Source organism: Micromonospora sp. ALFpr18c, from assembly GCF_008868155.1.
Lineage (GTDB): Bacteria > Actinomycetota > Actinomycetes > Mycobacteriales > Micromonosporaceae > Micromonospora.
In genome coordinates this window covers 1-25,786 of sequence record NZ_WBKR01000017.1, presented here as the reverse complement: position 1 = coordinate 25,786, position 25,786 = coordinate 1, and the positions used below count along the sequence as shown (strand labels likewise).

The following is a 25,786-nucleotide window of genomic DNA, read 5'->3' as shown; positions in this document are numbered from 1 at the left end:
TGTCGGACAACTGGATCTCCCCTAGCGGAGTTTCGGATCGAGGGCCTCGCGGACCGCCTCACCGAGCATCACGAAGCTCAGCACTGCGGTGACGAGGAACGCGGCGGGGAAGAACACCAGCCCCGGCGCGACCCGGATGAACTGCTGCCCGTCACTGATCATGATGCCCCAGGACACCACCGGCGACTTCAGGCCGACACCGAGGAACGACAGCGTCGCCTCGGCGCCGATGAACGAGCCGACCATGATCGTGCCGTAGACCAGCAGCGGGGCCAGGCAGTTCGGCAGCAGGTGCTTGAGGATGATCCGACCGGTGCCGGCACCCAGCGCGCGGGCCGCGACGATGTAGTCGGCCTCCTTGGTGGCGAGCACCGAGGACCGCATCAGCCGCATGACCACCGGCCAGCTCAGGACGGTCAGGGAGACGATGACGAGGCCCATGATCTGGGCCTTGCTGTTGCCGGAGCCCGAGCCGTTGAACGTGGTCAGGATGACGATCGCGCCCAGCACGAACGGCAGACCGAAGAAGACGTCGGCGATCCGGCTGAGCAGACCGTCCACCCAGCCACCGCGGTAGCCCGCGATGATGCCCATGGTGCCGCCGACCAGCAGGGTGCCCATCACGGAGAGGACGGCGACCACGATGGACGCCCGCGCGCCGTAGATGACCCGGGCGTAGACGTCGCGGCCCTGCACGTCGTAACCGAACCAGCCTTCGGCGCCCGGCTTGTTGAGGCTGCGCGACAGCGAACCGTTGACCGCGTCACCCGGGGCGAACAGCGCCGGGAAGGCGGCCATCAGCAGGAAGATCACGATCAGCGTGGCCGAGATCCAAAACAGCGGCTTACGGCGCAGATCCCGCCATGCGTCGCCGAGCAGGCCACGGGGCTTCTCGTTGCTCTGCGGTGCGCCCGGGGCTGCGGGGGTGGCAGCGTCGGTCGGGTGCGCGGCAGGGGTGCTGACGATCGATGCGGTACTCGGGTCACTCATAGCGGATCCTCGGGTCCAGGGCGGCGTAGAGCAGGTCAACCAGCAGGTTCATCACGAGATAGACCAGCACCAGGACGACCACGATCCCTACCACGGTAGCGCTCTCTTTGGTGACGATCGCGCGGAAGACCTGGCGGCCGATTCCGTTGATGCCGAAGATGCCCTCGGTGACGATCGCGCCGCCCATCAGAGCACCGAGGTCGGTGCCGAGCAGGGTGACCACCGGGATGAGCGAGTTGCGCAGCAGGTGCACACCCACCACCCGGCGCATCGGGAGGCCCTTGGCGATGGCCGTACGCACGTAGTCGGCACGGCGGTTCTCCGCGATGCTCGTGCGGGCCACCCGGGCTATGTACGCCACCGATGCGCTACCGAGCACGAAGCCCGGCACGATCAGTTCAGAGAGCCGCATCTCCGAGGAGACGGTCGGCTTGATGATGCCCCACTGCACGCCCAGCAGCCACTGGAGGACGAAGCCGACCACGAAGACCGGCAGCGCGATGAGGAAGAGCGTGGAGACCAGGACCAGGTTGTCCAGGAAGCCGTTGCGCCGCAGACCGGTCAGCACGCCGGCGCCGAGGCCGATCACGGCCTCGATGGCGAGCGCCACCAGGGCCAGCTTCAGCGTGTTCGGGTACGACGTCAGGATGATGTCGCTGATCTCACGCTGCGAGAACGTGGTGCCGAAGTCCCCCTGGAGCAGGTTCTTCATATAGTTGGCGTACTGCACGAAGACGTTCTGGTCGAGGTGGTACTTCTCGGTCATGAACGCGATGTACTGGTCCGGGCAGCGGCGCTCGCCGCACTTGCCGGCGAACGGATCGCCCGGAACGGCCCAGACGAGGGCGTAGATCAGGAACGTCGTACCGATGAAGACCGGCACGAGTTGGAGCAGCCGTCTCAACAGATAACGGCCCATGGGGTGGTCCTCCAGACAGGGGGCGCGTCGGACGGCCGACACGGTGGTGACAACGTGGCGAGCGGGGTGTTGTAACACCCACTCGCGGAACGGCCCCGGGCCGGGCTCACCGGATGTGGCGAGCCCGACCCGGGGTCAGACCGTTCGGATCAGAGCTCGACCGAGGTGATGTCGAGTTCGCCGACGTTGTTCAGCTCGAGCTTCTTGATCTTCTCCGAGTGGCCGGACTGCTGGCCGTAGAAGTAGATCGGGATGCTCGGGACGTCCTGGTCGACCAGCTCGACGGCCTTGGAGAACGCCTCGTGCGAGGCTTCCAGGCTCGGCGCGGCGCTGGCCTGCTTGGCCAGGGCGTCGACCTGCGGGTTGCTGTACAGGCCGTCGTTGGAGGAGCCACCCTTGACGTAGAGCGGGTTGACCCAGTTCTCCACGTCCGGGTAGTCCTGCTGCCAGGCGGCACGGTACGGGCCGGTCATCTTGTGCGCGTTGATGTTCTGGCGGAAGACCGCGAAGGTCGGGACGCCCTCGGCGCGAGCCTCGATGCCGAGGTTGGTCTTGACCTGCTGCGCAACGGCGTCCATCCAGTCCTTGTGGCTGGAGTCGGCGTTGTAGTAGAAGACCATCTCGCCGGTGAAGCCGCCGGCCTCGGTCAGCAGCTGCTTGGCCGTGGTCGGGTCGAACTTGCAGGCGGTGCAGTTGCCCGGCTTGGCGCCCGGGGTCAGCGGGTTCGCCCAGCTGTCGGCCGGCTTGCGGGTACCGAAGAAGATCTTGTCCGAGATCTCCTGCCGGTTGATCGACAGCGACACGGCCCGACGCAGCTTCGGGTTCTGGAAGCGCTTGTCGTAGATCGGGAAGGCGATCAGCGCGGTCGACGGCGTGGTGGTCGACAGCCCACGGTCACCGAGGTCGGTCTTCCACTTGTCACCGGCGAGGGCCGAGGTGGGGACCGTCTCCATGAAGTCGAGGTTGTTGGCCAGCAGGTCGTTGTAGGCCGCCGTCTCGTCCTGGTACAGCTTGACGTCGACGTCCTTGATCTTCATCTTGTCGCGCAGGTTGTAGTCGTCGAAGCGCGTCAGCTTGATGAGGACGTTGTCCTCCCACGACACGAACTTCACCGGGCCGTTGCCGATCGGCTTCTTGCCGAACTCCTCGGGCTTCATGGTGAAGAAGGCGTCCGGCAGCGGCATGAAGGCGCTGTAGCCGAGCTTGGTCGGGAAGACCGCCGTGGGGGCCGCCAGAGTGACCTCGAAGGTCTGCTCGTCGATGACCTTCAGGCCGGACAGCTCCTTGGCCGTGGGCGGCGGGGCCTTCTGCGGGCCGTCCGCGCCGTCCGGGTCCTCGGTGTAGGTCTTGTCGAAGCCGGCGATGTCCGAGAAGAACGTGCCGTTCTGCGCGCCGTTCGGCGAGTACGCGGCCCAGTTCCAGGCGTCGATGAAGTTCTTCGCCTTCACCTCGGTACCGTCGTGGAACTTGGTACCCTTCTTGATCTTGATCGTGAAGACCTTGGAGTCCTTGGAGTCGATGGACTCGGCCAGCGCGTTGCGCGGGGCCCCACCGTCGTTCGGGTACTCGACCAGGCCGGTGAACAGCCAGTCGATGACCTTGCCGCCGCCGGTCTCCGTGGTGTTCGACGGGACCAGCGGGTTCTCCGGCTGGACACCGTGGATGACGATCGCGCCGTCCTTGCTGGCGGCGGCGTTGCCGTCACCGTCACCGCTCGAGCAACCGCTCGCGACAAGCGCGGCAGCCGCGCTGAGCGCGATCGCGCTCGTCGCCCGCTTCGAGACTCTCATTCCGAGGGGCCTCCTCTTTCTAACCAGGTTCCGTCGTGGGTTTCACGCACGTTTGGGGGTGACACCGCCCGACCACCCCGGGGCGCGGGTCGTCGGGATCACAGGGAAGTTGGAGACACCCCTGATGTTCCGATCCGCCGGGCTCCCCACCCGCCGGGGCGTGACCCTACGCGGGCGACACGGCCACGAACCGCCGTCAAAACAGCGAGGGTCGTGGTCGTGGGCCGTACGGAGTGCCACACACCAAGGGTGAAGTGCTGCCACTGTGACACCCACTGGCCGCTGCCGTGAAGGTGCCGTTATCAAGCCGTTAGTTGCCCGCCACGTTGCCGATACTTGAAAAATGATCATAAAGCGGTCGGGACGGGCAGCTCCGAGCAGGAAATAGGTAGCCAAGCCGGCCGCGACGCTCGGCGGGGAATTGCGTTGCGTGAGCTTGTCCGCACTCTCCCTCGGCGCTGGCGGAGCGCAGCCGGCCCCGACACCGCGCGAAGCGGGGCCGGGGCCGACTCCTCACCGCCGTCTTCCTCGCCGTGACGCTCCCACCCGCGCAAACCCTGCACCGGTCGATCTGGCGACGAACAGCCCAAGCCCGAACCCGACGAGCCACTACCAGTGCAGACAGGCGAACTGACGTTGGGGTACTGAGCCCCGGCCGTGACTCATGAACCAGTCACATCGGTTGGCGGGCCGGCCCGTCGCGGCATCGTCAGACTGCGGCGCAGAACCACCAACAACGCATCCAGCACCGAGCCCCGGTCGCGGGCATCGAAGGTGATCAGTGGTGTGTCGTCGGAGATCGCCAACGCCCACCGGACATCGTCAAGATCATGGGTCAGCAAGCCGTCGAACAGGTTGACCGCCACCCCGAAAGGAATGCCGGTCCGCTCGAAGTAGTCGACCGCCGGATAACAGTCATCGAGGCGACGCGCATCCACAATCACCAACGCACCGAGCGCCCCCTCCGTCAGATCCCGCCACATGAATCCGAAGCGGTCCTGGCCCGGCGTACCGAAGAGATAGAGCTTGATCTCGTCGTCGATGGTGATGCGACCGAAGTCGAGTGCAACCGTCGTGGTCGTCTTACTCGGCACCTCCTCGGCACGGTCGAATGCAGCCGCGACCTCGGTGATCGGTGCCTCGGTGGTCAGTACGGGAACTTCGGAGATCTGGGAGACCGCAGTGGTCTTGCCTACTCCGAAACCACCGGCGATGACGATTTTCACCGGTACAGGCGGCCGGCCCTGGTCGGGAGCCGCGTCAGCGAATGGCAGTGAGTCCACGGATAACCCTCTCGATGATCTGCCTCTGCCGGTCCTCGGGCAGGTGCAATCCGCGGGTGGTGAGAAAGTTCAACGCAATTAAATCGGCGACCAGCACTCGGGTGACTCCGAGATGCAGCCCGACGTGGGCCGATATCTCCGCGATCGCAACCCACTCCCTGCAGAACTCGACGATGTCACGATGCTCGTAGTGCAGGCGAGACGTCGAGTCCAGGCCATCCCGTGTCGCCACCACTTGCGCCGCCATGTTCAACTTCATCCCGATGGGGCGTACCCGCCCACCGGTCAGCAGATAAGGCCGTACCCGGGACACTCGGCGATGATGTCCGCCGACTGTTTCGTTAACCCCGTCTGCGACCATCCCGGTCAGGCCCGGACCGTCAGCTTCAGTTCGTCAATAAGCTGCGGCGTGAGTACTGGGCCGGCATGGTTGGCAAAGACCGCCATCTCATAGGCGAGGTTGCCCAGGCTGGCGTCCTTTTGTGCGAGCACTCCGAGTGAACAACCCGGGCTGATGGCGCTGACTAGCAGATAGCCCCGCTGCAGGTCGATGATGACCTTGTTCGTGGCACCGAGGTCGTACACACGTGAAGCGCCGCTCGCCAGGCTCGCGAGAGCCGAGGTGATGGCCGCGAGACGATCAGCGTCTGTGCGGGAGAGGGTGGAGGAGAGCGCCACGAGCAGTCCGTCGGAGGAGACAGCAATCGCCTCCAGGACGCCTGCGGTCTCGCTGGCGAACCTTTCGAGCAGCCAGTTGAACTGCTGCGCCTCGTTGCTTGTCTGGTAAGCGGGTACGGTCATTATCGGCTCCGGTCATTGTGAAGGGCCGCCGCCCGAGCGAGCCCCTCGTGAAAGTCGTCGAGTGCTGCCCGTTCGGCTTCGGGATCACGCAGGGTACTTGCGCCTCCAGCGGGCGGCGGAGCCGCCCGGTACCGCGCGCGAGCGGCGAGTTCCTCGGCCAACTGCACGTCGAGATGCTCTCCCGGACGGCGCCGTTCCAGCCCGCTGGCGCTGAGCTGAGCGGTCCCGCGAGCCGTCGGCGAGGGAGCAACGCGCGGCGGCAATGCCCCGACGCCCGGAGCCGGCCCGGCTGACGGTTGCGCATCCCGGCCTGGCCGACGAGCCGCAGACCCGACCGCGCCCTCAGCTTGGGCCTCCGCACGGACCATCTCGTCCAGCTCGGCGCGCTCCACGTCGGGACGTCGCGGCGGATACGGCAGAGGTCCGGGGTCATCCCAGCCCAGCGACGTCTGGCTCAGTCCTGGACGGCGTCGCCGCAGCCCAGCGCGGGTTTCCGTGGCTACCGATTCCGCTGCCGTCCGGGGCGACGTCGCGTCGGGCTGGTTCCCCCTCGGGACAGTTGGCAGAGGATCGTGATGGTGGGGTATCTCCTGAGCGCCGTCCAACCGCCCGCTCCACCAGTTGAAGACATTCTTGCCGAGCGCCCCGGTCAGCGGCGGGGACGACGGTGCCAGACCTACGGCGGATGCGCTGCCGGTGCCGGCCTTCGCCGCTGCCCGGCCGACTTTCGGCCGCGCCGGCATGGGCTGAGTCCATCCTTGCGGCCGGACCGCCGGTTGATCGACACCCATCAGCAGCAGCAAATGCCGCGGAACCGTGATCTCGACGGTCACCCCGGCGACCGGCGATGGCAGCAGTCGTACCGTCATTCCGTGCCTGCGGGCCAGCCGTCCCACGACGATCAGTCCGAGCATGTTGGTCGGCGCGACGTCAGGGCGTCCCGCAGAGACAAGGCGGCGATTCTCCTCGACGATTCGGTCCGGCTTCATGCCGATGCCGGAGTCGACGACGCGGATCAGGCAGTCTGAACCCAGACTTGCCGAAACGTCGACCGGCGCGGACGGCGGCGAGAACGACGTGGCGTTCTCCAGCACCTCGGCAAGGATCAGGGTCAGGTCGGCTACGACGCCCGCCGCCACCGTTGTGTTGGCCACGGAATTCACGTGGACGTTCTGGTAGCGCTCGATCTCGCCGATCGCGGAACGGATCACATCGATCAGCGGTGTGGGGGCATGCGCGCGCAACTGCTCCTCGTCCCGCCGACCGGCAATCGCCAGCAGACTCTCGGTCCCCCGCCGGAGGCGGCTGGTCAGATGATCCAACTGGTACAGCTGGGCCAGCCGCTCTTCATTGGACTCGTCGCGCTCCAACTGGTCGATACGAGCAACCTGCCGCTCGACCAGACTACGGGTGCGGTTCGCGATGTTACCGAACATCACGGAGACGTTGCGCCGGTTGAGTGCCTGTTGTTGCAGCAGCAGCGCCGCAGTCGCCTGAACACGGTTGATCGCCGATGCCAGTTCGCCAATCTCGTCAGCCGACCGCAGCATGACGGCCGCGAACTTCGGTTGAAATTCCTCGTCGTCGAACTCAAGCTCGTTGATCCGATTCATTTCGCGGGTGGCGAGGTCCGCTACCGCGTTGGCCGCGCGCGCCATTCGCTTCAGGGGCCGTGCCACGGACCTGTTAATCGCAGCGGCGAAGAGGCAGATCGCGGCCAGCAGCGCCACCAACACTCCGGTCTCCAGGGAGGCGGCGCGACGGCCAGCGACCGCGGCGTTCACCGCTCGCTGCGTGATATCGCGCGTGATCTCGTCCTGGACTTCCTGCCTCGTTGCAAGCGCCCCCTCCATCATCGACATCAGTCGACTAATCGGCAGGGTCCGGGCTGGCCCGCGGCGGCTCGTCACGGCGGCCACCGCCGCTCTTGCCCGCCCGGATGTCGGCCCCGCATCCGCTGCCGCGATCAATGCCTCGTGGTGCGCGTCACCCTCTTGTCTGAAAGTCTCCCGGTATATCACGGCCGCAGACTCCGCCGTGACCGCCAGTTGTTGGGCTGCGTTTGGGTCCACCGGCTCGAGGAGCACCGCAGTGAGGCTCTGGCTGGTTACCTCGTTCAGTCGCAGCAGGGCGTCCACCGACGCCATCTGTCGCAGTCCCGGCGCGTCAACACCTGCTGAGCCGGCCAGACGTAAGCCATCGAGCAGTTCCCGGATCAGCTCGTCGTAGCTGTGGGCGAACTGCGCCGCCGTGCGGGCGTCCCCCAACACCCGGGCACGAAGCTCTCGCAAGTGCTCTGGATGGCCCAGCGCCATGCGGAGCTCGGCGGCACTGGTCGACGGCAGCGCGCGCGCCGCGCTCTCCCAACTGTCGTCCACCTGCTGCATTTGAACAAGAAGCGCGTCGTGACTGACCGGCGCTCCGCCGAGCCGACCCACGACGAGTAGGCGCTCTCGCTGTAGGTCCCGGATCACCCGGCTAACCGAGCGCGCATCCTCTGCACTGTTCGCGACGACCGTGGCCGAACGCGCCTGGTCGATCCCGCGTGCGACGAGCGGTATCGTGGCGCACAGCGCCACGGCCACCGACAGCAGCGACAGCAGGCTGAGTCGCTGCGCGACGCGCAGTCCGCTAAGCATCTGTCAGCTCGTCGTCACCCGATCGAGGCCGTACGCCGCGCCCGACCCGAAGCAATTCTTCGGCCGCGAGTAGGTCCCGAGCATCAACCTCGGGCATCGCGACGGACACGGCCGCGATATCGGCAGTCGGATCCGCCCCAACCTCATCGTCCCGGTCGTCGGCCGACTCCCGTTCACGACCCGGCATCGCCCACCAGAGCAGCAGCAGACCGACCAATACCCCGCCGATCACCAAGGCGATCTGCTGTTGCCGGAGCCTGTCGAGGGTCCGGACGCGATCCTTGAGTAGCCGGTCCAACTGCTTGGACATCGCGTCGGCCACGGCCAGACTCGCGTCCTGCACCAGGACGGCGTTGGCGGCGGTTGCCCTCGTACCAGCAGTGCCGGCCGGCGCAGTGTCGCCGAACCGGCTGACCGTGTCGCGGAACGAGTCGAGGGGCTCGACCAGCGCGGCGTGGCCGGCGGCTCCGGTCGCGTCACGCAGGCCTGCGTCGATCGCGGCCGCCGCAGCCGCCACCTGCGCGCGGGTCACCGCGATGACGAGTGCGGCCGACCCAGACCCGCCGCCGAGGTACGTCTGGTCAGCAACCAGATTCGCGCCGATCAGCACGATGGGCAACTGAACGAAGCTCGCATCGGCGAGGTAGTTGACGTAGCTGTCCGCACTGCTGGTCAGGTGCGCGAGACGCACCACCTTAGCGGCCATATCCACCGCAAGAGTGAGCACCTCGCCGTACCGGTCGAGCGCCTGACGCCCGGTCGGCATGTCGTCGATGAGCTGCCCGACCTTCGGGCGTAGGCCGGACCAGCGCGGGCCGAGGCCAAGCTCCTCGCCCTCGCGTCCGTCGAGGGCATCGAGCTCGGTGACCACCCGTTGCAGTGCGCCCGGGTTGGCTGGAGTGTTGCGCACCGCTTGCGCCCTGAGCCGGGTCAACTCGCTGAGCAGGTCGATGGTCGCCCGCAGGTAGCGCACCCCCTGCTGTGCACTGGTGACCTGAGCGACGTCGGAATCAATGCGGCTACGTGACTGCACGGCAAGCATCACGTGCACCGCGGAGAGCGCGATGATCAACAGCAACGCGACTGCGATCCAAGGTCCGCGCCGGCGGAGGGCCGATGTTGGACTGGTCACGACCGGGCCGCCGGCTGCGGTGTCGACGGGAACTCGTACGCGGTCTCGCCATGCTCCGCCAGGTCAGCTCCGACACTCTCGGCACGGCCACTGACCCGATTGCCACGAATCCGCGACACGAGGCTCATGATGATCAGGGAGACCAATGCGGAGTACACCACCACAGCGCAGACGCTCAACGCCTGAACGCCGAGCAGTCGGTATCCTCCGCCATAGAACAGGCCATTCGCGATTCCAGGATTGACCGAGGCGGTGGCGAAGAGGCCGACCGAGAGCGCGCCGATCAACCCACCGCCGAGATGGACGGCGGCAACGTCGAGCGCGTCGTCAAGTCGGAGCAGCACCTTGAGCCCGACCGCGAAGTGGCACAACACGCCTGCGGCGAGACCGATCAACAGCGCACTCGACGGCGTGACGTACCCGGCCGCCGGGGTGATCGCGACCAGGCCGGCCACCGCCCCAGACGCGGCACCCAGCGTTGTGGGCTTACCGAACCGAAGTCGCTCCGCAGCCGCCCAAGCGATCATCGCCGCTGCTGCGGCTGCCTGCGTGTTGATGACGGCAAGCACAGCCAGGCCATTGGCGCTGAGCGCCGAACCACCGTTGAATCCGAACCAGCCGACCCAGAGCAGCGCCGTACCGAGCAGCATCAACGGCAAATTGTGCGGACGGTGCTCCGCACGGGCCCGACGGCCCAGACGAGCGGCGACGACAAGCGCCGCCGCTCCGGCGTTCGCGTGAACCACAGCTCCACCGGCGAAGTCAAGCGCGCCGAGCTGGTGCGCCCAACCAAGCGGCGAGAACAGCCAGTGCGCCACGGGCGCGTAGACCAACAGAGACCAGAGCGCGATGAAGAGCATCGAGGCGCTGAAGCGCCAGCGTTCCGCCCCAGCCCCGGTGATCAGAGCCGGTGTGATCACCGCGAACATCATCTGGAACAGCACAAAGGCCATCGACGGCACCCCGGCGAGGTCGATCCCCGGCACTGCGGCCGCGAGATCGGTCAGCCCGGCGAACGACCACCCACCGACGAATGAGTTGCCGGGCCCGAACGCCAGGGAGTAGCCGAGCAGTAACCACAGGACCGTCACAACGCCGATCGTCATCATGCTCTGCATCACCGTACCGGCGACGTTCGAGGCGCGAACCATGCCGCCGTAGAAGAAGGCCACTCCCGGCGTCATCAGCAGCACCAAGGCGGCCGAAACCAAAACCCAGGCAGTTGCTCCACCGTCAAGGCCCGCTTGACTCATCCGTACTCTCCTCCACCCGCAGAGCAAGATCGCCTTGTCCGCACAACGGCCTAGAATCGGTTTTGGTTCAAGGGTCTGTCAACTGAACCGAGAACGGTGCGACTCTAGTTGTTGAGGGTTACCAGCGGCCTGCGGTCAGGCGGCCTTCGAAGGACATCTCGAAGGCACTCAGCGTATGGTCCACCGGCCGGCGGGCTTGCCTGGTCAGGTCGAGGCCCCTCACCGGGCGGTAGCCGCCCTTTAGGGCGGCACCTTCGGTTGCGGTTGTAGCCGCGGGCACGGATAGCTCGGCGGATCCGGGCGATAACGGACTCGATGGCGTTGGTGGAGCAGATGACGGTACGGATCTCGGCGTCAAAAGCCAGGAACGGCACGAACTCTGCCGTGCGCCTGCTCCCACAACCGGATGATCGACGGATACCTCCGGCCCTCGCCGCCTGACCGAGTCCGGCAGCAGGATCACCGGGCAGCGGCATCCGCCGCATCTGCCCCAATCGCCGGGGAGGAGGAATAGATCACACCAGCCGACGGTCCGCGGCCCAGCGGGACAGCTCGTAGCGGTTGGACATCTGGAGCTTGCGCAGCACGTTAGACACGTGCGTCTCCACCGTCTTGATGGAGATGAACAGCTCCTTCGCGATCTCCTTGTACGCGTACCCCCGGGCAAGCAGTCGCAGCACCTCCCGCTCACGGTTGGTGAGCTGGTCCAGCTCCGGGTCGGCCACCGGCGCGTCCGGTCGGGCCGCGAAGGCGTCCAGCACGAACCCGGCCAGCCGCGGACTGAACACCGCGTCACCGTCGGCGACCCGGCGGATCGCCGCCGCCAGCTCGTCCGGCGAGATCGTCTTGGTCACGTACCCCCGGGCACCGGCACGGATCAGCCCGATCACGTCCTCGGCCGCGTCGGAGACGCTCAGCGCCAGGAACTTGACCTGCGGATGGCTGCGCCGCATCGCCTCCAGCACCGCGCGTCCGCCACCGTCGGGCATGTGCACGTCGAGCAGCACCACGTCCGGGCCGGTAGCCGCGATCCGGGTCACCGCCTCAGCCACGGTGCTCGCCTCACCCACCACCTCGACGTGGGCACCCAACTCCGCGCGTACGCCTGCTCGGAACATCGCGTGGTCGTCCACCAGGAACACCCGCAGCCGCCCGGGGCGGGCGTCCGCCGGGTCGAGGTGCTCCGTCGACTGCTCGGGCATGCTCATCTGTTCCTCTCCGCTGCGGACGAGTCCCGGGAGATCGGCAGGATCAACCGGACCTCGGTCCCCTCCCCCGGTCCGGACCGGATCTCGGCCCGTCCGCCGTGCCGCTTCATCCGCCCGATGATCGAGCCGCGTACGCCGTGCCGGTGGTCCTCCACGGTATCCGGATCGAAGCCCTTCCCCCGGTCCCGGACGAAGACACTGACCTGATCCGGCTCCACCTCGGCGTAGAGCGACACGGTCTGCACCTCGGCGTGCCGGGCCGCGTTCACCAACGCCTCCCGCGCGGCGGCGACCAGCGCACCGACCTTCTCGTCGGTCTCCCGGTCGCCCACCACCACCGCCTCCACGGTGATCGCGAACGTGTCCTCGACCTCGGCGGCCGCCTGCTCCAGGGCCGCGGCGAACCGTTCGTGCGGCGACGCGGTGGGCTTGTAGAGCCAGTTGCGCAGCGACCGTTCCTGCCCCCGCGCCAGCCGCTGGACCGTCTTGACGTCCGTGGCGTTGCGCTGGATCAGGGCCAACGTGTGCAGCACCTGGTCGTGCACCATCGCGGCCAGCTCGGCCCGCTCCTGCTCGCGGATCCGTCCCTCCCGCTCGGAGCGGAGCTGGCTGTACGTCCGCCACAGCACCGGTGCGGCGACCACGCCGACACCGGCCAGCCCCACCAGCGCGAAGATCACGCCGTTGATCACCGCGTCGAAGTTCTGGGCTGGCGAGTAGACGGCCGCCACACCGATGATGCCGACCGCGACCAGGACCCCGCCGCCGATGAACCGGAGGACGAAGGCCCGCCGGTCGCTCTCCTCGACGACCGCGCCGAGCCAGGGCACCGGTGCGTCGCCCCAGCGTCGACGCCGCTCGGGAGCGGACTGGTGCCAGATGACCCCGGCGCCGACCGCGATGATGGCCACCAGCCAGCCGGCGGTGCCCGCCGCACCGACCGAGTCGAACACCATCACCTGGATCAGCAGGACACCCAGCCCGATCCCCACGAACGGCAGGAGCTGGGCCACGTCCCGCCGGGGCGGGACGGCGGTGTCACCGGGTCGCAGCGGCACCACCGCCCAGAAGGCCGCGTAGAGCAGCAGGCCCAAGCCGCTCAGGCCGAGCAGCACCATGAACGCGACCCGGACGCGCAGCACCGAGATGCCGAGGTGGTCGGCGATGCCGGCGGCGACGCCGGCGGCCATCCGATGCTCGGGGGCGCGGTACAGGCGCGGGGGCGGTGTGACGGTGCTGATCGCGGGCTCCCTGGTCACGGTGGTGGACTGGTCGGGTTCGGTGAGTCCGATCGTCACACGCCGCGGCGGCCACGACCACGGGGACGCCCCCGACATTCCGGCCGCCGATATCTCAGGGTGGGGTCAGGGTCGGGTCCTGAGGTCGCTCGGGCGGACCGGGCAGCAGTATCGACGTATGACCGAGGAAGCTGCCCCGCCGCCCCGCCCGGGATCGGCACAGCCGGGCGGTTCATCACCGCCCCCACCAGCCGCGACACCGTCCGGCTGGGCCGAGCCCACCACGTTCGGCCCGCCCAGCGCCGGTCCGACCGCCGCCCCGACACCGGGCGATCCCGGCAGCGGCGGCGCGGGCTACCCGCCCGGCACCGGCTACGGGCCGGACGCCCGCCACGGGGCGGCCGGGGCCGCTGGCACACCGCCCGGTCCGGGCACGCCACCGCCGCTGGGCGGCGCCGGCTTCACCTCGCGGTACGGGTTGGTCCGCCCGCGTGAAGGGCGCTACCTCGCCGGGGTCTGCGCGGCGATCGGACGGGCCACCAACACCGATCCGGTGCTGTGGCGGGTGCTGCTCGCGGTGCTCGGGTTCTTCGGCGGCATCGGCATCCTGGTGTACGTCGCCGCGTGGCTGATCATCCCGAACGAGGGCGACACGGCGTCGCCGGTGGAGTCGATGCTCGGGCGCGGTCGGTCCAGCATGTCGCCGGTGACCGTGATCATCCTGGGCATCCTGGTCGCGGCCAGTTTCGGTTACATCGTCACCGACGCCTTCCGCGCGGTGTTGCTCGGCGCGGCCATCCTGATCGGTGGCGCGCTGCTGCTCAACCGGGACAGCCGAGGGCCGCAGCTCGGCACACCCGGCGGTCCGGCACCGGCCGGTACACCACCCGGCCCGGTCCCGCCGGTCACCTGGCCGGCCCCGGCGCCCGGCACCGTACCGCCCGCCGGCCCACCGGCGACGGCACCGCCGGTCGGCGGCGACCCGGCGTACGTGACGGCGGCACCCCCCGCCCCGGCGTACCGCGCCCAGCCGGTGGCCGACGCACGACCGGTCTCCGGGGTGGGGTCGACCTCCGGGCAGCCGGCCGGCACGACCTCCCCGCCGCAGCCGGGCTGGCCGGCGCCCGCGCCCGGTTGGCCGACCACCGGCACGCCCAGCGAAGGCTGGCCGGCGGCGCCGGTGACCGGCGTGCCCGCCACCGGCGCCCCCGCCGGCTACCCGACCCCGGCGGCTCCGGGCGGCTACCGCCCTCCGTTCGCCCCGCACGGCCCGTACGCGTCTCCGGCTCCGGCCGCGTACCCGCCGCCCAAGCCACCGAAGCCGCCAAAGCGGCCGAAGGAGCGATCGCCCCTCGGCTCGGTGACGTTCTCCCTGATCTTCCTGGCCCTCGGTCTGGTCGCCCTGCTCGACCTGCTCGACGTCTTCAACATCGGCGCGTCGGCGTACTTCGCGGCAGCGCTGGCCACCATCGGGCTCGGCCTGCTGGTCGGCACCTGGTTCGGCCGTGCCCGCTGGCTGATCGCGCTCGGCCTGGTGACCGCCGCCGCGCTGGGCACGGCGACGGTCGCCGAGTCCTACGACCGGATCCGCGGGGTCGACGGCGCGGTCACCTGGGCACCCACCGACTATCGCGATCTCGCCGACCGGTACGAGAACAGCTTCGGTGACGCCGTGCTCGACCTGCGGGGGATCGACTTCGCGAACCGGGACACCCAGGTGACCGTGGCGATCAACTTCGGCAAGGCGACCGTGGTCGTCCCGCCGAATGTGGACGTCACCACGGTGGCGGACGTCAACGCGGGCGACGCCACCGTGTTCGGCAACCGGTCCGGGGGGCTGGACGGCAGCCTGCGGGAGTCCACCGACCTCGGCGCGGACGGGCCCGGCGGCGGGAAGCTACGCCTGTACATCCACGTCAATGCCGGAAACCTGGAGGTGACCCGATGAAGGCTCACCGTACCGACCTGGTGTCGTTCGCCTTCGGGCTGGTGTTCCTGGCGCTGTCCGCCTGGTGGCTGCTCGCTCAACTGCTCGGGCTCGCACTGCCGCCGGTCGGCTGGTTCCTGGCCGGCGCACTGATCCTGATCGGGGTGTTCGGGCTGGTCGGTGCGCTGCGCTCGGGCCGGCCGAGCCAACCGGAGCCGGCCGTGCAGGCCACCGCACCCGTGTCCGGTGCCAGCGCGCCGGTTTCCGGTGCCGCCGCGCCCGTGCCCGGTGACACCGCGCCACTTCCGGCCGTCACCGTTCCGACCTCCGGTGTCCCGCTGCCGTCCTGGGAGGCCGACCGCTCCACCTGGGACACCGCGCCGGCACCGGAGGCGCCGACCGCGGAGGTGATCCACCCGGCGTGGCTGGCCCATCCGCCGGCGGAGCCGGAGACCACGCCGGTGCCCGGTCCGGCTCGTTCCGGGGCCGACGAGCCGACCTGGGCCGAGCAACCGGTCGAGGTCGTCGACGACCGGCCGGCGGACGAGCGGGAGGGGCGGCGCACGCAACCCTGACCGAGCGGGGGTGCCCGCGTCGGCCCGCTCCACCGCCACGGCGGTGCGGCCGGCGCGGGCAGGCGCATATGCTGGCTGATGGAGATCTCGCCTCCGCCGGCCGGCCCGACCCGCCATGGCGGTCCCGCCGCGATTCCCGTCGCTACCCCGTCAGGAGCCCGTCCGACATGACCCAGTCCCCCGCCGTGCGTACCACCGGTCGGTCCGGTCCGGTCCGCATCGGCGAGCGAGCCGCCCGAACGCTCGTCACCGAGCTGGCCCGGATCAACGATCCCAAGGCCGCCCTGCTGGTCGGCGCGAGCCCGGAGTCCGCGGTGCTGGCCGCGGCGATCGAGGCGCTGCTCCCCGGTGACCGGCTCACCGTGGTGCCCGCCGAGTCGTCCGACGCCACCGTGCTCCGCGAGCACGTCACCGCCCAGGGCCGGTGGGTCTCCGAGCGGGTCCGCGTGGTCGACACGCTCGCCGAGGCGGAGGCCGCCACCGTGGTCATCGCCGGAGAGGTTTTCGCCGGCACCGTCGAGGAGACCCGCGGCGCCATCGAAGGGCTGGTCAAGTACCTCACCGACGGTGCGGTGTTGAGCGTGGCCACGACCGCGACTCCCGGCCGGACGGCCGGTGCCGCCGCCGAGCTGGCCCGGCAGGACGCCCTGCACGGCGTCGGCGCCGACCTGGTCCTGCGCAACTCACCGCCGCTGCGGATCTACCGGCTGCGGTTCACCCCGGCCGCACCGGCCGCGGCGGACCGGTTGACCCCGGCGTACCGGCCGTCGAGCGTGAAGCTGACCCGCGGCATGCACATCGACTCCAACGGGGTGGCGGCGGCGGGCATCACGTTGGGCCTGGCCGCGCTGGCCCGGGTGGCACGTCCGTCATCGAAGCTGTGGCTGCTGCCGGCACTGGCCGCCGGCCCGGTCGCCGCGTTCTTCCGCGATCCGGAACGGGACGTGCCGGAGGACCCGACCGCCATCGTCGCCAGCGCCGACGGACAGGTCCTGTCGGTGCAGCGACTGCACGACGAGCGCTTCGGCGACGGCGAGTGGTTGCGGGTCGCGGTCTTCTTGTCGGTGTTGGACGTGCACGTCAACCGGTCACCGGTCGCCGGCAAGGTGGTGGACTACTTCGTCGCCGACGGCGGCTTCGTCAACGCGATGAAGCCGGACGCCGAACACAACGTCGCCGCGTACACCGTGCTGGACACGTCACGCGGCACGGTGGTGGTCGCGCAGCGGACCGGGCTGATCGCCCGCCGCATCGTGCAGCGCGCGCCGATCGGCGCGCTGTTGGCGAAGGGCGAACGCTTCGGTCTGATCCGGTTCGGCTCGCGCACCGACGTGTACCTGCCGGCCGACGCCGCCGACCCGCTCGTCGGTCCGGGCGACAAGGTCGTCGGCGGGGCGACGGTCATCGCCCGCTGGCGCTGACCCAGCAGAGCGAGAACGGGGCGCCGCTGTTCGCGGCGCCCCGTTCTGCATGTCTCGATCAGGCGGTACGACGCTGCCGCAACCAGAGCACCGGCCCACTGACCAGGTAGCCGACCACGATCAGGGCGAACGTGAGCCGGACGTCGACGAGCGCGCCGATCACCGGGGCCAGCCACAGCCACGGCGGCATCTTGACCAGGCGGGCGAGCTTGGCGTACGGGAAGCTGGAGACCATCGCGAAGGCGAGCAGCGCCACGCCGGCCACCAGCACCGGGCCGGGCACCGGCAGGCCGATCGCCACGGTCACCGCGAGCACCGCGGCCGCCATGGTGGTGGGCACGCCGCAGAAGAACCGGCCGTCCTTCGGTGAGACGTTGAAGCGGGCCAGTCGGATCGCGGCACAGGCCGCGACCAGGGCGCAGGCCACCGCGGCGGCCGCCGTCGAGACGGAGCCGGCGAGCGAGGCGTACACCACGACCGGCGCGGCGAGGCCGAACGAGCACATGTCGGCCAGCGAGTCCATCTGCGCGCCGAACGGGCTGGCCACACCGAGCCGGCGGGCCAGGGCGCCGTCCAACCCGTCGAAGACGACGCAGGCGATCAGGCAGAGCGCGGCGAGGCGCACCTCACCCTGCATGGCCAGGAAGATGGCCAGCATGCCGAGCATCAGGCTCGCCAGGGTGCAGGCGTTGACCACGCCGAACTTCATCCGGCGGGCCATCGTGCGCTCGCCGGGGAGCAGGGGGATCGACCCGGCCGTGGCCTCGTCGGTGTGCACCATGGGCAACGCCGGGCTGATCGGCATGACCGCCTCGATCTCCGCCCGGGTGGCGTCGATCGGCGGCCGGCTGAGCCGGTCCAGACCGTAGCGGCGGCGCTGCCGGTCGGCGTACCGGTGCTCGGGCAACGCGAGGTCGGTGGTCCGCAGGTCGTCGTCACGGCGACCCACTCGGACCAGCAGCACCTGGCGGGCGAACGTGCTGCTGCGGCGCAACGGGCCCGCCCAGCGACGCCCTGCGGGGCGCGGACTGTCAGTCGTACGACGCCGGCGCCATGGGGCTCTCGGCACGTTTCCTCCATCACCGGATCGGCTGGCCGCCGCGGGGGCGGGTGTCCGGCTGTCTCGTGCCGGACCCTTCGATGGCCCGGCAGCCTTTTGCGGAGTACACCATCGCATAGGGGAACAGGACTTGGCGATAGCTGCCGGCGGTACTTATAACTGGCTTAAACCGCGCGAACCGCTCTCTTATTCCCATCCCGGGCCTCAACGCCCGTTTCCTCCACCATTCCCTCCACTGACTGTACCGGAGGGTCACCATTCCGGCTCAGCGAGCGGGGTGCTATCCGCCCGCTTGTCCGATTGCCGAGGCAGCGATGCCGGTCAACGGCAGGTCAGCGGTCTCGGACCGGGTGAACCAGCCGGCCCGAGCCGTCGAACCACCGGCGGACTCGGTGACCACCGCGTCGGTGGGTACGTCCACCAGCACCCGATAGATCACCCGTACGCCGTGCCAGTCCAGCGGGCGACCCTCCGGGCCGAGCGCGGCGGGGTTGTGCAGGTTGTCGACGCCGAGCAGTTCCACCACCCGGCCCAGCTGCCCGCCCTCCTCGACCAGCTCCCGCAGCAGCCCGGTGGTCGGCTGTTCGCCGTGGTCGGTACCACCGCCGGGGAGGTGCCACCTGCCGGCGCCCGGGTAGCCGTCCGCGATCTGGGTGAGCAGGAACCGCCCGCCCGGATCGGTGACCAGCCCGTACGCCCCGAAGCGCAGCCGGCGGTCGGGGTGCGGTGCCGGGTCGGGTGGCAGTGCCCGGGGCAGGCCGGCCGGCAGGGGCGACACCGGCAGCCCGAGCAGCTCGGCAGTGAACGGCATCAGCGGCACGGCCGCCGCCTCGTCCGGGCCGAACCAGCCCAGCTCGGCGATGCCGCCGGCGGGCTCCGGCCGGAGGTCACCGCCCGTCGCCTCGACGTCGAAGATCAGCCGGTCGGTGTGCACCGCGACATCGTCGTCGGGGTACGTGGCGACGTCGGCGACCGCCGCCCGGATCGCGCCCACCGTGACGGCCAGCCCGGTCTCCCGGGCGAACTCACGCTGGGCGGCCCGGACCGGGTGTTCGGCGTGCTCGACCCCGCCGCCGGGAAGCTGCCACACCCCCGGGTACGGGCAGGTCTCCGACCCGCGCGCCAAGAGCACCCGCCCGCGCCCGTCGCGCAGCATCCCGTACGCCCCGACGCGCCGCCGCTCCCGCACGCCACCACCTCCACCCGCCGACTTCATCGATCATGAGGTTAGCGGCACCGGGACGGACATACCGCCCGGTCAACCTCATGATCGACCGCGAGCGTCGGGGTGGGGTGGGTGTGGGGTTAGGTGAGCTGGGCTGCTTGGACTGCCTCGGCGGTCACCTCGGTCAGGCGGTCCGTGGGCAGGGCGCCCAACTCCTCGCGGGCGAACCAGCGGGCCTCGCAGGTCGAGCCGCCCACGTCGGCGATCGTCAGCGGGTTGGGATCGTCCACGACCACCCGGTAGAAGGCGCGTACGCCGTGCCAGTCGATCGGGTAGCCCTCCGGGCCGAGCGAGGCGGCGTCGCGGTGGCTGGCCACTCCGAGTAGCTCGACGAGACGGCCAGCCTGGCCGGTCTCCTCCACCAGCTCACGGATGAGTGCCGCGCCGGGCTGCTCGCCGTAGTCGGTGCCGCCTCCGGGCAGGTGCCAGCAGCCGGCACCCGGGTAGCCGTCGGAGATGCGGGTGAGCAGCACCCGACCGGCCGGGTCGGTGCACACCGCGTACGCGGCGAAGCGCTGCGCCCGGTGCAGCCCGTCGGGGCCGGGCACCGCGTAGAAGGAGGGGAACTCGGGGGCTTCGTCGGGCACCACGTCGGCCGAGGAAGCGGGCAGACCGAGAGCACGCGCGGTGAACGAACGCAGCGGCAACTCGCGCGCCTCGTCGAGCGTGTACCACCGGGCCAGGTCGGTGGGGCGTTCGCCGACCCGGTCGGCGAGGGTGCCGCCGCGCACCCCGACCCGGTAGATCAGCCGGTCGGTGTGGATGGTGATGCCACGCTCGGGCAGCGCCCGCATGTCGGCGAGCACGTCGGCCAGGCCCGAGACGGCAACCGAGAGGCCCGTCTCGGCGGCGGTTTCCCGGACCACCGTGTGGTTCGGGTCCTCACCGTGGTCGACCGCCCCGCCGGGCAGCGACCATGTGCCGGGTGTGCCGGAGCGCTCCGATGCGCGGACCAGCAACACTCGGCCGTCTGAATCAGCACAAACTGCGTATGCCGCGATCCTGCGGAGCGGCTCCAGCAAGGTGGTCACGGGAGCAAATTCTCCCCGGGCCGGGTTACCGGAACGGAAAAGAGTCGGATTCCTGACTGTCTGGCCCCAATCAGGGATCGGTCAGGGTAAGGATCCGGGCAGTCACCGAGGACAGGCCGGGCCCCGGCGCGGACCGTGGAGGCATGACAACCACCGCCGCTCCCCACGCCCCGTACAAGCAGCTCCGGCGACCCACCACCGACCGCATGGTGGCGGGGGTCGCCAGCGGCCTCGGCCGCTACTTCGACGTCGACCCCACCCTGGTCCGGGTGGTCTTCGCGGTCGGCGGCCTGCTCACCGGCGGGCTCGCCCTGTTCGCGTACCCGATCATGTGGTTCCTGATGCCCGAGGAGCCCACCGGCGCGCCGGCCTGGCCGCACCCGGCGGGCGCCGCGCCGCAGCCCACCGCCGGGCCCGCGCCCGGCGGACCGGCACCGGGGTACGCCCCGACGCCGCCCTACCCGCCGACGACCCCGCCCAGCGCGCCGCCGGCCGGGTGAGGCGCACTCACTCCCACTCGATGGTGCCCGGCGGCTTGCTGGTCACGTCCAGCACCACCCGGTTGACCTCGGCGACCTCGTTGGTGATCCGGGTGGAGATCCGGGCCACCACCTCGTAGGGCAGCCGGGACCAGTCGGCGGTCATCGCGTCCTCGCTGGAGACCGGGCGCAGCACCACGGGATGCCCGTAGCTGCGCCCGTCGCCCTGCACGCCGACGCTGCGCACGTCGGCCAGCAGCACCACCGGGAACTGCCAGACGCCCCGGTCCAGGCCGGCGGCGGTCAACTCCTCGCGGGCGATCAGGTCGGCCTGGCGCAGCAGGTCGAGCCGCTCCCGGTCGACCGCGCCGATGATCCGGATGGCCAGGCCGGGGCCGGGGAACGGGTGCCGCCAGACCATGGCCTCGGGCAGGCCCAGCTCCAGGCCGAGCGCCCGGACCTCGTCCTTGAACAGCGTGCGCAGCGGCTCGACCAGCGCGAACTTCAGGTCCTCCGGCAGGCCGCCGACGTTGTGGTGGCTCTTGATGTTGGCGGTGCCGGTGCCGCCGCCGGACTCGACCACGTCCGGGTAGAGGGTGCCCTGGACGAGGAACTCCACGTCACCGTGCGAGGCGATCTCGCGGGCCGCGGCCTCGAAGACCCGGATGAACTCCCGACCGATGATCTTGCGCTTCTGCTCCGGGTCGGTCACCTCGGCCAGCGCGCCGAGGAACCGGTCCGCCGCGTCGACCACCTTCAGCTTGATGCCCGTGGCCGCGACGTAGTCCTTCTCGACCTGCTCGGCCTCGCCCGCGCGCAGCAGGCCGTGGTCGACGAAGACGCAGGTGAGCTGGTCACCGACCGCCCTGTGCACCAGCGCCGCGGCGACCGCCGAGTCCACCCCGCCGGACAGGCCGCAGATGACCTCCTTGTCGCCGACCTGGGCGCGGATCCGGGCGACCTGCTCGTCGATGATGTTCGCGGGCGTCCAGGTCGGCTCGATGCCGGCGATGTCGTACAGGAAGCGCTGCAGCATCTCCTGGCCGTGCTGGGTGTGCCCGACCTCCGGGTGGAACTGCACGCCGGCCCGACGCCCGGCCAGGTCCTCGAACGCCGCCACCGGCGCGCCCGCCGACTCGGCGGTCACCGTGAAACCCTCGGGCGCCTCGGTGACCGCGTCACCGTGACTCATCCAGACCGGCAGGTCCGCCGGGAGGTCGCGGAGCAGCACACCCGGGGCGAGCAGGCGGGGGCGCAGCGGCGTGCCGCCGTACTCGCGGTTACCCGTCCGCGCGACGGTGCCGCCGAGCGCCTGGGCCATCGCCTGGAAGCCGTAGCAGATGCCGAAGACCGGCACGTCGGCCGTGAACACGCCGGCGTCGATCTGCGGGGCGTCCGGCGCGTACACGCTGGCCGGGCCGCCGGAGAGGATGATCGCGGCCGGGTTCTTCGCCAGCATCTCGGCGACCGGCATCGAGTGCGGCACGATCTCGGAGTAGACCTTCGCCTCCCGGACCCGGCGCGCGATGAGCTGGGCGTACTGGGCTCCGAAGTCCACCACAAGGACGGGGCGAGGCAGGCTCATGTGCACAAATCCTAGCGAGTATCACCCCCGCCCCGACGACCGGCTCGCCGCCCGCACCCCGCTCGCCGCGATCGCGCACTTCCGGTCCCGCCAAAAGCCACAAATACCACCCGGCGACTACCGACACCGCGCGATCGCCGGTCAGGCGCGCAGCGCGCCCGGGGCGTCCGCCGGGACCGCCGGGGTGTGCGGCGGTACGGGTGGCAGACGGCGGTACGGGGCTCCGACGGGTGGCCTCGGGTCCTCTTCGCCCCGGTTGGGCCAGAAGGACATCGCCCGTTCCGCCTGCGCGGTGATCGTCAACGACGGGTTCACGCCGAGGTTCGCCGAGACCGCGGCCCCGTCCACCACGTGCAGCCCCGGATGGCCGTACACCCGGTGCCAGGGGTCGATCACCCCGTCGGCCGGGGTGGCGCCGATCACCGCCCCACCCAGGATGTGCGCGGTCATCGGGATGTCGAACGGCTCGGTGAGCGAGCCACCGGGGGTGCCACCGATCTCCTCGGCGAGCAGTCGGGTCGCGGTGTTGCCGGCCGGGATCCAGGTCGGGCTCGGCGCGCCGTGACCCGGGCCGGTCACCAGCCGACGACCGAACGCGCCGCGCCGCCACCGGGTCGTCAGCGAGTTGTCCACCGACTGCATCACCAGGGCGATCACCGTCCGCTCCGACCAGCCGCGCACGGACAGCATCCGGGCGGCCAGCCCCGGTTGCCGCACGATGCTGCCCAACCATCGCCGCACCCGGTGCGGGCCACCGTCGACGAGCAGCGACTGGAGCAGTCCCATCGCGTTGGAGCCGCGCCCGTAGCGGACCGGCTCGATGTGGGTCTGCGCGTCGGGGTGGAACGAGCTGGTGATCGCCACCCCCTCGCTGAAGTCGAGTCGGTCGGCCCGGGCCCGCTGGCGCGGCACCGAGGCGCCCAGGATGGCCTCCGAGTTGGTCCGGGTCAGCTCGCCGAGGCGGGGCGACAGCGCCGGCAGCGCGCCCTCGGCCCGCATCGCGTGCAGCAGTCGTTGGGTGCCGAGCGCGCCGGCGGCGAAGACCACCTGGTCGGCGTGGATCACCTGCCGCTCGCGCCGCAGCCACGCCCCGGTGCGGACGGTGTGCACCTCGTACCCGCCGCCGGAGGCCGGTCGCACGGCGGTCACCGTGGTCAACGGGTGCACCCTGGCACCCTGCCGTTCGGCGAGCCAGAGGTAGTTCTTGACCAGTGTGTTCTTCGCCCCGTGCCGGCAGCCGGTCATGCACGAGCCGCAGTGCAGGCAGCCAGTGCGTTCCGGGCCGGCGCCGCCGAAGTACGGGTCGGCGACCCGCTGGCCGGGTCGGCCGATGTGCACGCCCACCGGAGTGGCATGGAAGGTGTGGCCCACCCCCATCCGCTCGGCCACCGCCCGCATGGCGCGGTCCGCGCCGGTGTCCATCGGGTACGTGGTGACGCCGAGCATCCGCTTCGCCTGGTCGTAGTGACGGGCCAGTTCGTCACGCCAGTCGGTGATGTCGCGCCACTGCGGATCGGCGTAGAAGGCCGGCAGCGGCTCGTAGAGGGTGTTCGCGTAGACCAGCGAGCCGCCGCCCACGCCCGCGCCGGAGAGCACCAGCAGGCCACCGCCGGATCGCCGGTCGGCGGGGCGGAGCAGGGTGAGCCGCTGGATGCCGTAGCAACCCAGCCTCGGCGCCCACAGGAACCGGCGGGCCCGCCAGGACGTCTGCGGGAACTCGTCGTCGGCGAACCGCCGGCCGGCCTCCAGAACGCCGACCGACCAGCCCTTCTCGGCCAGCCGGAGCGCGGTGACGCTGCCACCGAAGCCGGACCCGATGACGACCACGCCATACCGCATGGACGCATCATTACTCGCCAGTAGCGCTCGCGCCAGCGGCAGTTTTCGCGCGATCATGCACCGGCCAACCGACCTGGCGCTTTCCGGGCCGCAACCCGGAGTACCCGTCGGAGCGTTGTTCACCAGACGGGTGGAAGGAATCCAAGATGATCCTCGGGTCGATGGCACCGCGCCGACGGTGGCTGCTGCTGGGCCTGGTGGCCCTCGCCGCCGTCGCGCTGATCGCCGCCGGGGCGGTGGTGGTCACCCGGCTCACCGGCGACAGCAAGCCCGGTGGCGCCCCGGTGGCCGGCTCACCCACCCCGTCACCGCTCGGTACGCCCACTCCCAGCCCGAGCGGTCCACCGCCGGGCGCCAACATCACCGGCCCGCTGACGCTGCTGCTGGTCGGGGTGGACACCCGGGTCAGCGTGCCCGGCTGGGAGCCGCACTCCGACGCCGTGCTGGTGCTGCACGTGCCAAAAGGGCTGGGCCGGGCGTACCTCTTCTCGCTCCCCCGCGACCTGCTGGTGGACATTCCGGCGTTCCCGAAGGCCGGCTACAAGGGCGGCAAGACCAAGCTCACCCACTCGATGAGCTTCGGCAGCCGGGTGCCGGGCAAACCCAAGCAACCGAGCACGGCCCAGGGGTACGAGCTGCTGCGCAGCACCGTCAGCGGCTACACCGGGCTGCGCATCGACGCGGGCGCGGTGCTCACGTTCAACGGCTTCGACCGGCTGGTGAACGCCCTCGGCGGGGTGGACATCTACGTCGACCAGCGGGTCGCGTCACTGCACCGCAAGCCGGACGGCAAATACCGGGACAGCGCGCCCGGCGGGTACACCGGGCCGCAGAAGGTCTACGAGAAGGGCACCCAGCATCTCAACGGCTGGCAGGCGCTGGACTACGCGCGGCAGCGCTACATCACCGGCGGCGACTACGCCCGGCAGCGCCACCAGCAGCAGTTGATCCGCGCGCTGACCCGCAAGATCCTGGACGAGGGCCTGGCCCGGCAACCGGAGCGGGTGGACCAGGTGGTCGCCGCGCTGGGCGACACCCTGGTGTACGTGGGCGGCAACCGCATCGTCGACCTGGCGTACGCGCTGAGCGGGGTGCCGGAGGACAAGTTCGTGCTGGTCGGCCTGCCCGGCTCCGGCGTCGGCAAGGGCAGCGCCTACCAGGGCGAACAGCTCACCAGCGAGGGCCGGAAGTTCATCACGGAGCTGCGCGCCGGCCGCGCCGACGCCTACCTGGCCGCCCACCCCAACCTGGTCGTCAAGAACTAACCCGGCACCCCGTACCCGGGCACCCCTCGCCCGCCCGCGATCTTGCACTTTCGGTCGTTGATCTGCGCTCACTCACCCCTTTTGCCGGGGCAGAAAGTGCAAGATCGCGGGCGGGCGAGGGGTGCC

General features: G+C 70.3%; 20 protein-coding genes and 2 pseudogenes. 5 read left to right on the top strand and 17 right to left on the bottom strand.

Going from position 1 to position 25,786, the window contains the following annotated elements:
* Window positions 1-21: 21 nt before the first annotated feature.
* From F8271_RS05775 to F8271_RS05720, 12 genes and pseudogenes are all read right to left on the bottom strand, one after another.
* Entirely contained in the window at window positions 22-990 is a 969-nt protein-coding gene (locus F8271_RS05775) for an ABC transporter permease (RefSeq protein ID WP_151488609.1), read from the bottom strand.
* Window positions 983-1,909 carry an ABC transporter permease gene (locus tag F8271_RS05770; protein ID WP_151488608.1) on the bottom strand — a complete coding sequence of 309 codons (927 nt, stop codon included), beginning with the start codon at window positions 1,907-1,909 and terminating at the stop codon, window positions 983-985. The genes F8271_RS05775 and F8271_RS05770 overlap by 8 nt, the downstream gene beginning before the upstream one ends.
* Window positions 1,910-2,058: 149 nt before the next feature.
* The gene (locus F8271_RS05765; protein ID WP_151488607.1) at window positions 2,059-3,699 is read right to left on the bottom strand and encodes an ABC transporter substrate-binding protein; all 1,641 of its coding nucleotides are present in this window, start codon (window positions 3,697-3,699) and stop codon (window positions 2,059-2,061) included.
* A 662-nt stretch (window positions 3,700-4,361) separates the two neighbouring features.
* Complete coding sequence (locus tag F8271_RS05760) at window positions 4,362-4,925, bottom strand: ATP/GTP-binding protein (RefSeq protein ID WP_370461865.1); 564 nt, start codon at window positions 4,923-4,925, stop codon at window positions 4,362-4,364.
* A gap of 34 nt (window positions 4,926-4,959) precedes the next feature.
* A complete protein-coding gene (locus tag F8271_RS05755) occupies window positions 4,960-5,241 on the bottom strand; it encodes a DUF742 domain-containing protein (protein WP_255473645.1) in 282 nt (93 codons plus the stop codon).
* A gap of 107 nt (window positions 5,242-5,348) precedes the next feature.
* Entirely contained in the window at window positions 5,349-5,783 is a 435-nt protein-coding gene (locus F8271_RS05750) for a roadblock/LC7 domain-containing protein (protein ID WP_151488604.1), read from the bottom strand.
* On the bottom strand, window positions 5,783-8,422 hold the full coding sequence (locus tag F8271_RS05745; RefSeq protein ID WP_151488603.1) for an ATP-binding protein: 2,640 nt from the start codon (window positions 8,420-8,422) through the stop codon (window positions 5,783-5,785). Before F8271_RS05745 ends, F8271_RS05750 begins: the two co-directional genes overlap by 1 nt.
* On the bottom strand, window positions 8,415-9,494 hold the full coding sequence (locus tag F8271_RS05740; RefSeq protein ID WP_151488602.1) for a hypothetical protein: 1,080 nt from the start codon (window positions 9,492-9,494) through the stop codon (window positions 8,415-8,417). The genes F8271_RS05745 and F8271_RS05740 overlap by 8 nt, the downstream gene beginning before the upstream one ends.
* A gap of 56 nt (window positions 9,495-9,550) precedes the next feature.
* Entirely contained in the window at window positions 9,551-10,807 is a 1,257-nt protein-coding gene (locus F8271_RS05735) for an ammonium transporter (protein ID WP_151488601.1), read from the bottom strand.
* Window positions 10,808-10,978: 171 nt separating this feature from the next.
* Window positions 10,979-11,236 (bottom strand): annotated as a pseudogene (locus tag F8271_RS05730) (transposase); the annotation flags it as partial.
* 86 nt (window positions 11,237-11,322) lie between these two features.
* Window positions 11,323-12,009, bottom strand: a complete 687-nt coding sequence (locus tag F8271_RS05725) for a response regulator transcription factor (protein ID WP_151488632.1) — start codon at window positions 12,007-12,009, stop codon at window positions 11,323-11,325.
* A gap of 2 nt (window positions 12,010-12,011) precedes the next feature.
* Window positions 12,012-13,274: an ATP-binding protein gene (locus tag F8271_RS05720; RefSeq protein WP_151488599.1), complete on the bottom strand. Its 1,263-nt coding sequence runs from the start codon at window positions 13,272-13,274 to the stop codon at window positions 12,012-12,014.
* A 157-nt stretch (window positions 13,275-13,431) separates the two neighbouring features.
* On the opposite strand from F8271_RS05720, the gene F8271_RS05715 reads away from it, so the two are divergent.
* From F8271_RS05715 to F8271_RS05705, 3 genes and pseudogenes are all read left to right on the top strand, one after another.
* Window positions 13,432-15,201: a PspC domain-containing protein gene (locus F8271_RS05715; protein WP_151488598.1), complete on the top strand. Its 1,770-nt coding sequence runs from the start codon at window positions 13,432-13,434 to the stop codon at window positions 15,199-15,201.
* Window positions 15,198-15,431: pseudogene (locus F8271_RS34095) on the top strand (hypothetical protein); the annotation flags it as partial. The gene F8271_RS05715 and the pseudogene F8271_RS34095, both read left to right, overlap by 4 nt.
* Window positions 15,432-15,922: 491 nt before the next feature.
* Window positions 15,923-17,176: a phosphatidylserine decarboxylase gene (locus F8271_RS05705; RefSeq protein ID WP_151488597.1), complete on the top strand. Its 1,254-nt coding sequence runs from the start codon at window positions 15,923-15,925 to the stop codon at window positions 17,174-17,176.
* A 58-nt stretch (window positions 17,177-17,234) separates the two neighbouring features.
* On the opposite strand, the gene F8271_RS05700 is transcribed toward F8271_RS05705, so the two are convergent.
* From F8271_RS05700 to F8271_RS05690, 3 genes are all read right to left on the bottom strand, one after another.
* The gene (locus F8271_RS05700) at window positions 17,235-18,170 is read right to left on the bottom strand and encodes a phosphatidylcholine/phosphatidylserine synthase (protein ID WP_151488596.1); all 936 of its coding nucleotides are present in this window, start codon (window positions 18,168-18,170) and stop codon (window positions 17,235-17,237) included.
* 346 nt (window positions 18,171-18,516) lie between these two features.
* Window positions 18,517-19,425: an NUDIX hydrolase gene (locus F8271_RS05695; RefSeq protein ID WP_151488595.1), complete on the bottom strand. Its 909-nt coding sequence runs from the start codon at window positions 19,423-19,425 to the stop codon at window positions 18,517-18,519.
* A gap of 116 nt (window positions 19,426-19,541) precedes the next feature.
* Window positions 19,542-20,492, bottom strand: a complete 951-nt coding sequence (locus F8271_RS05690; protein WP_151488594.1) for an NUDIX hydrolase — start codon at window positions 20,490-20,492, stop codon at window positions 19,542-19,544.
* 143 nt (window positions 20,493-20,635) lie between these two features.
* Here F8271_RS05690 and F8271_RS05685 point away from each other — a divergent pair, with 143 nt between their 5' ends.
* Window positions 20,636-20,992, top strand: a complete 357-nt coding sequence (locus F8271_RS05685) for a PspC domain-containing protein (RefSeq protein WP_151488593.1) — start codon at window positions 20,636-20,638, stop codon at window positions 20,990-20,992.
* 7 nt (window positions 20,993-20,999) lie between these two features.
* On the opposite strand, the gene guaA is transcribed toward F8271_RS05685, so the two are convergent.
* Together guaA and F8271_RS05675 are read right to left on the bottom strand one after the other, a co-directional pair.
* Window positions 21,000-22,556, bottom strand: coding sequence for a glutamine-hydrolyzing GMP synthase (guaA, locus tag F8271_RS05680; RefSeq protein WP_151488592.1), 1,557 nt, complete (start codon window positions 22,554-22,556; stop codon window positions 21,000-21,002).
* Window positions 22,557-22,697: 141 nt separating this feature from the next.
* A complete protein-coding gene (locus F8271_RS05675; protein ID WP_151488591.1) occupies window positions 22,698-24,395 on the bottom strand; it encodes an FAD-dependent oxidoreductase in 1,698 nt (565 codons plus the stop codon).
* A 146-nt stretch (window positions 24,396-24,541) separates the two neighbouring features.
* On the opposite strand from F8271_RS05675, the gene F8271_RS05670 reads away from it, so the two are divergent.
* Window positions 24,542-25,660 carry an LCP family protein gene (locus tag F8271_RS05670; RefSeq protein WP_151488590.1) on the top strand — a complete coding sequence of 373 codons (1,119 nt, stop codon included), beginning with the start codon at window positions 24,542-24,544 and terminating at the stop codon, window positions 25,658-25,660.
* Window positions 25,661-25,786 lie beyond the last annotated feature (126 nt).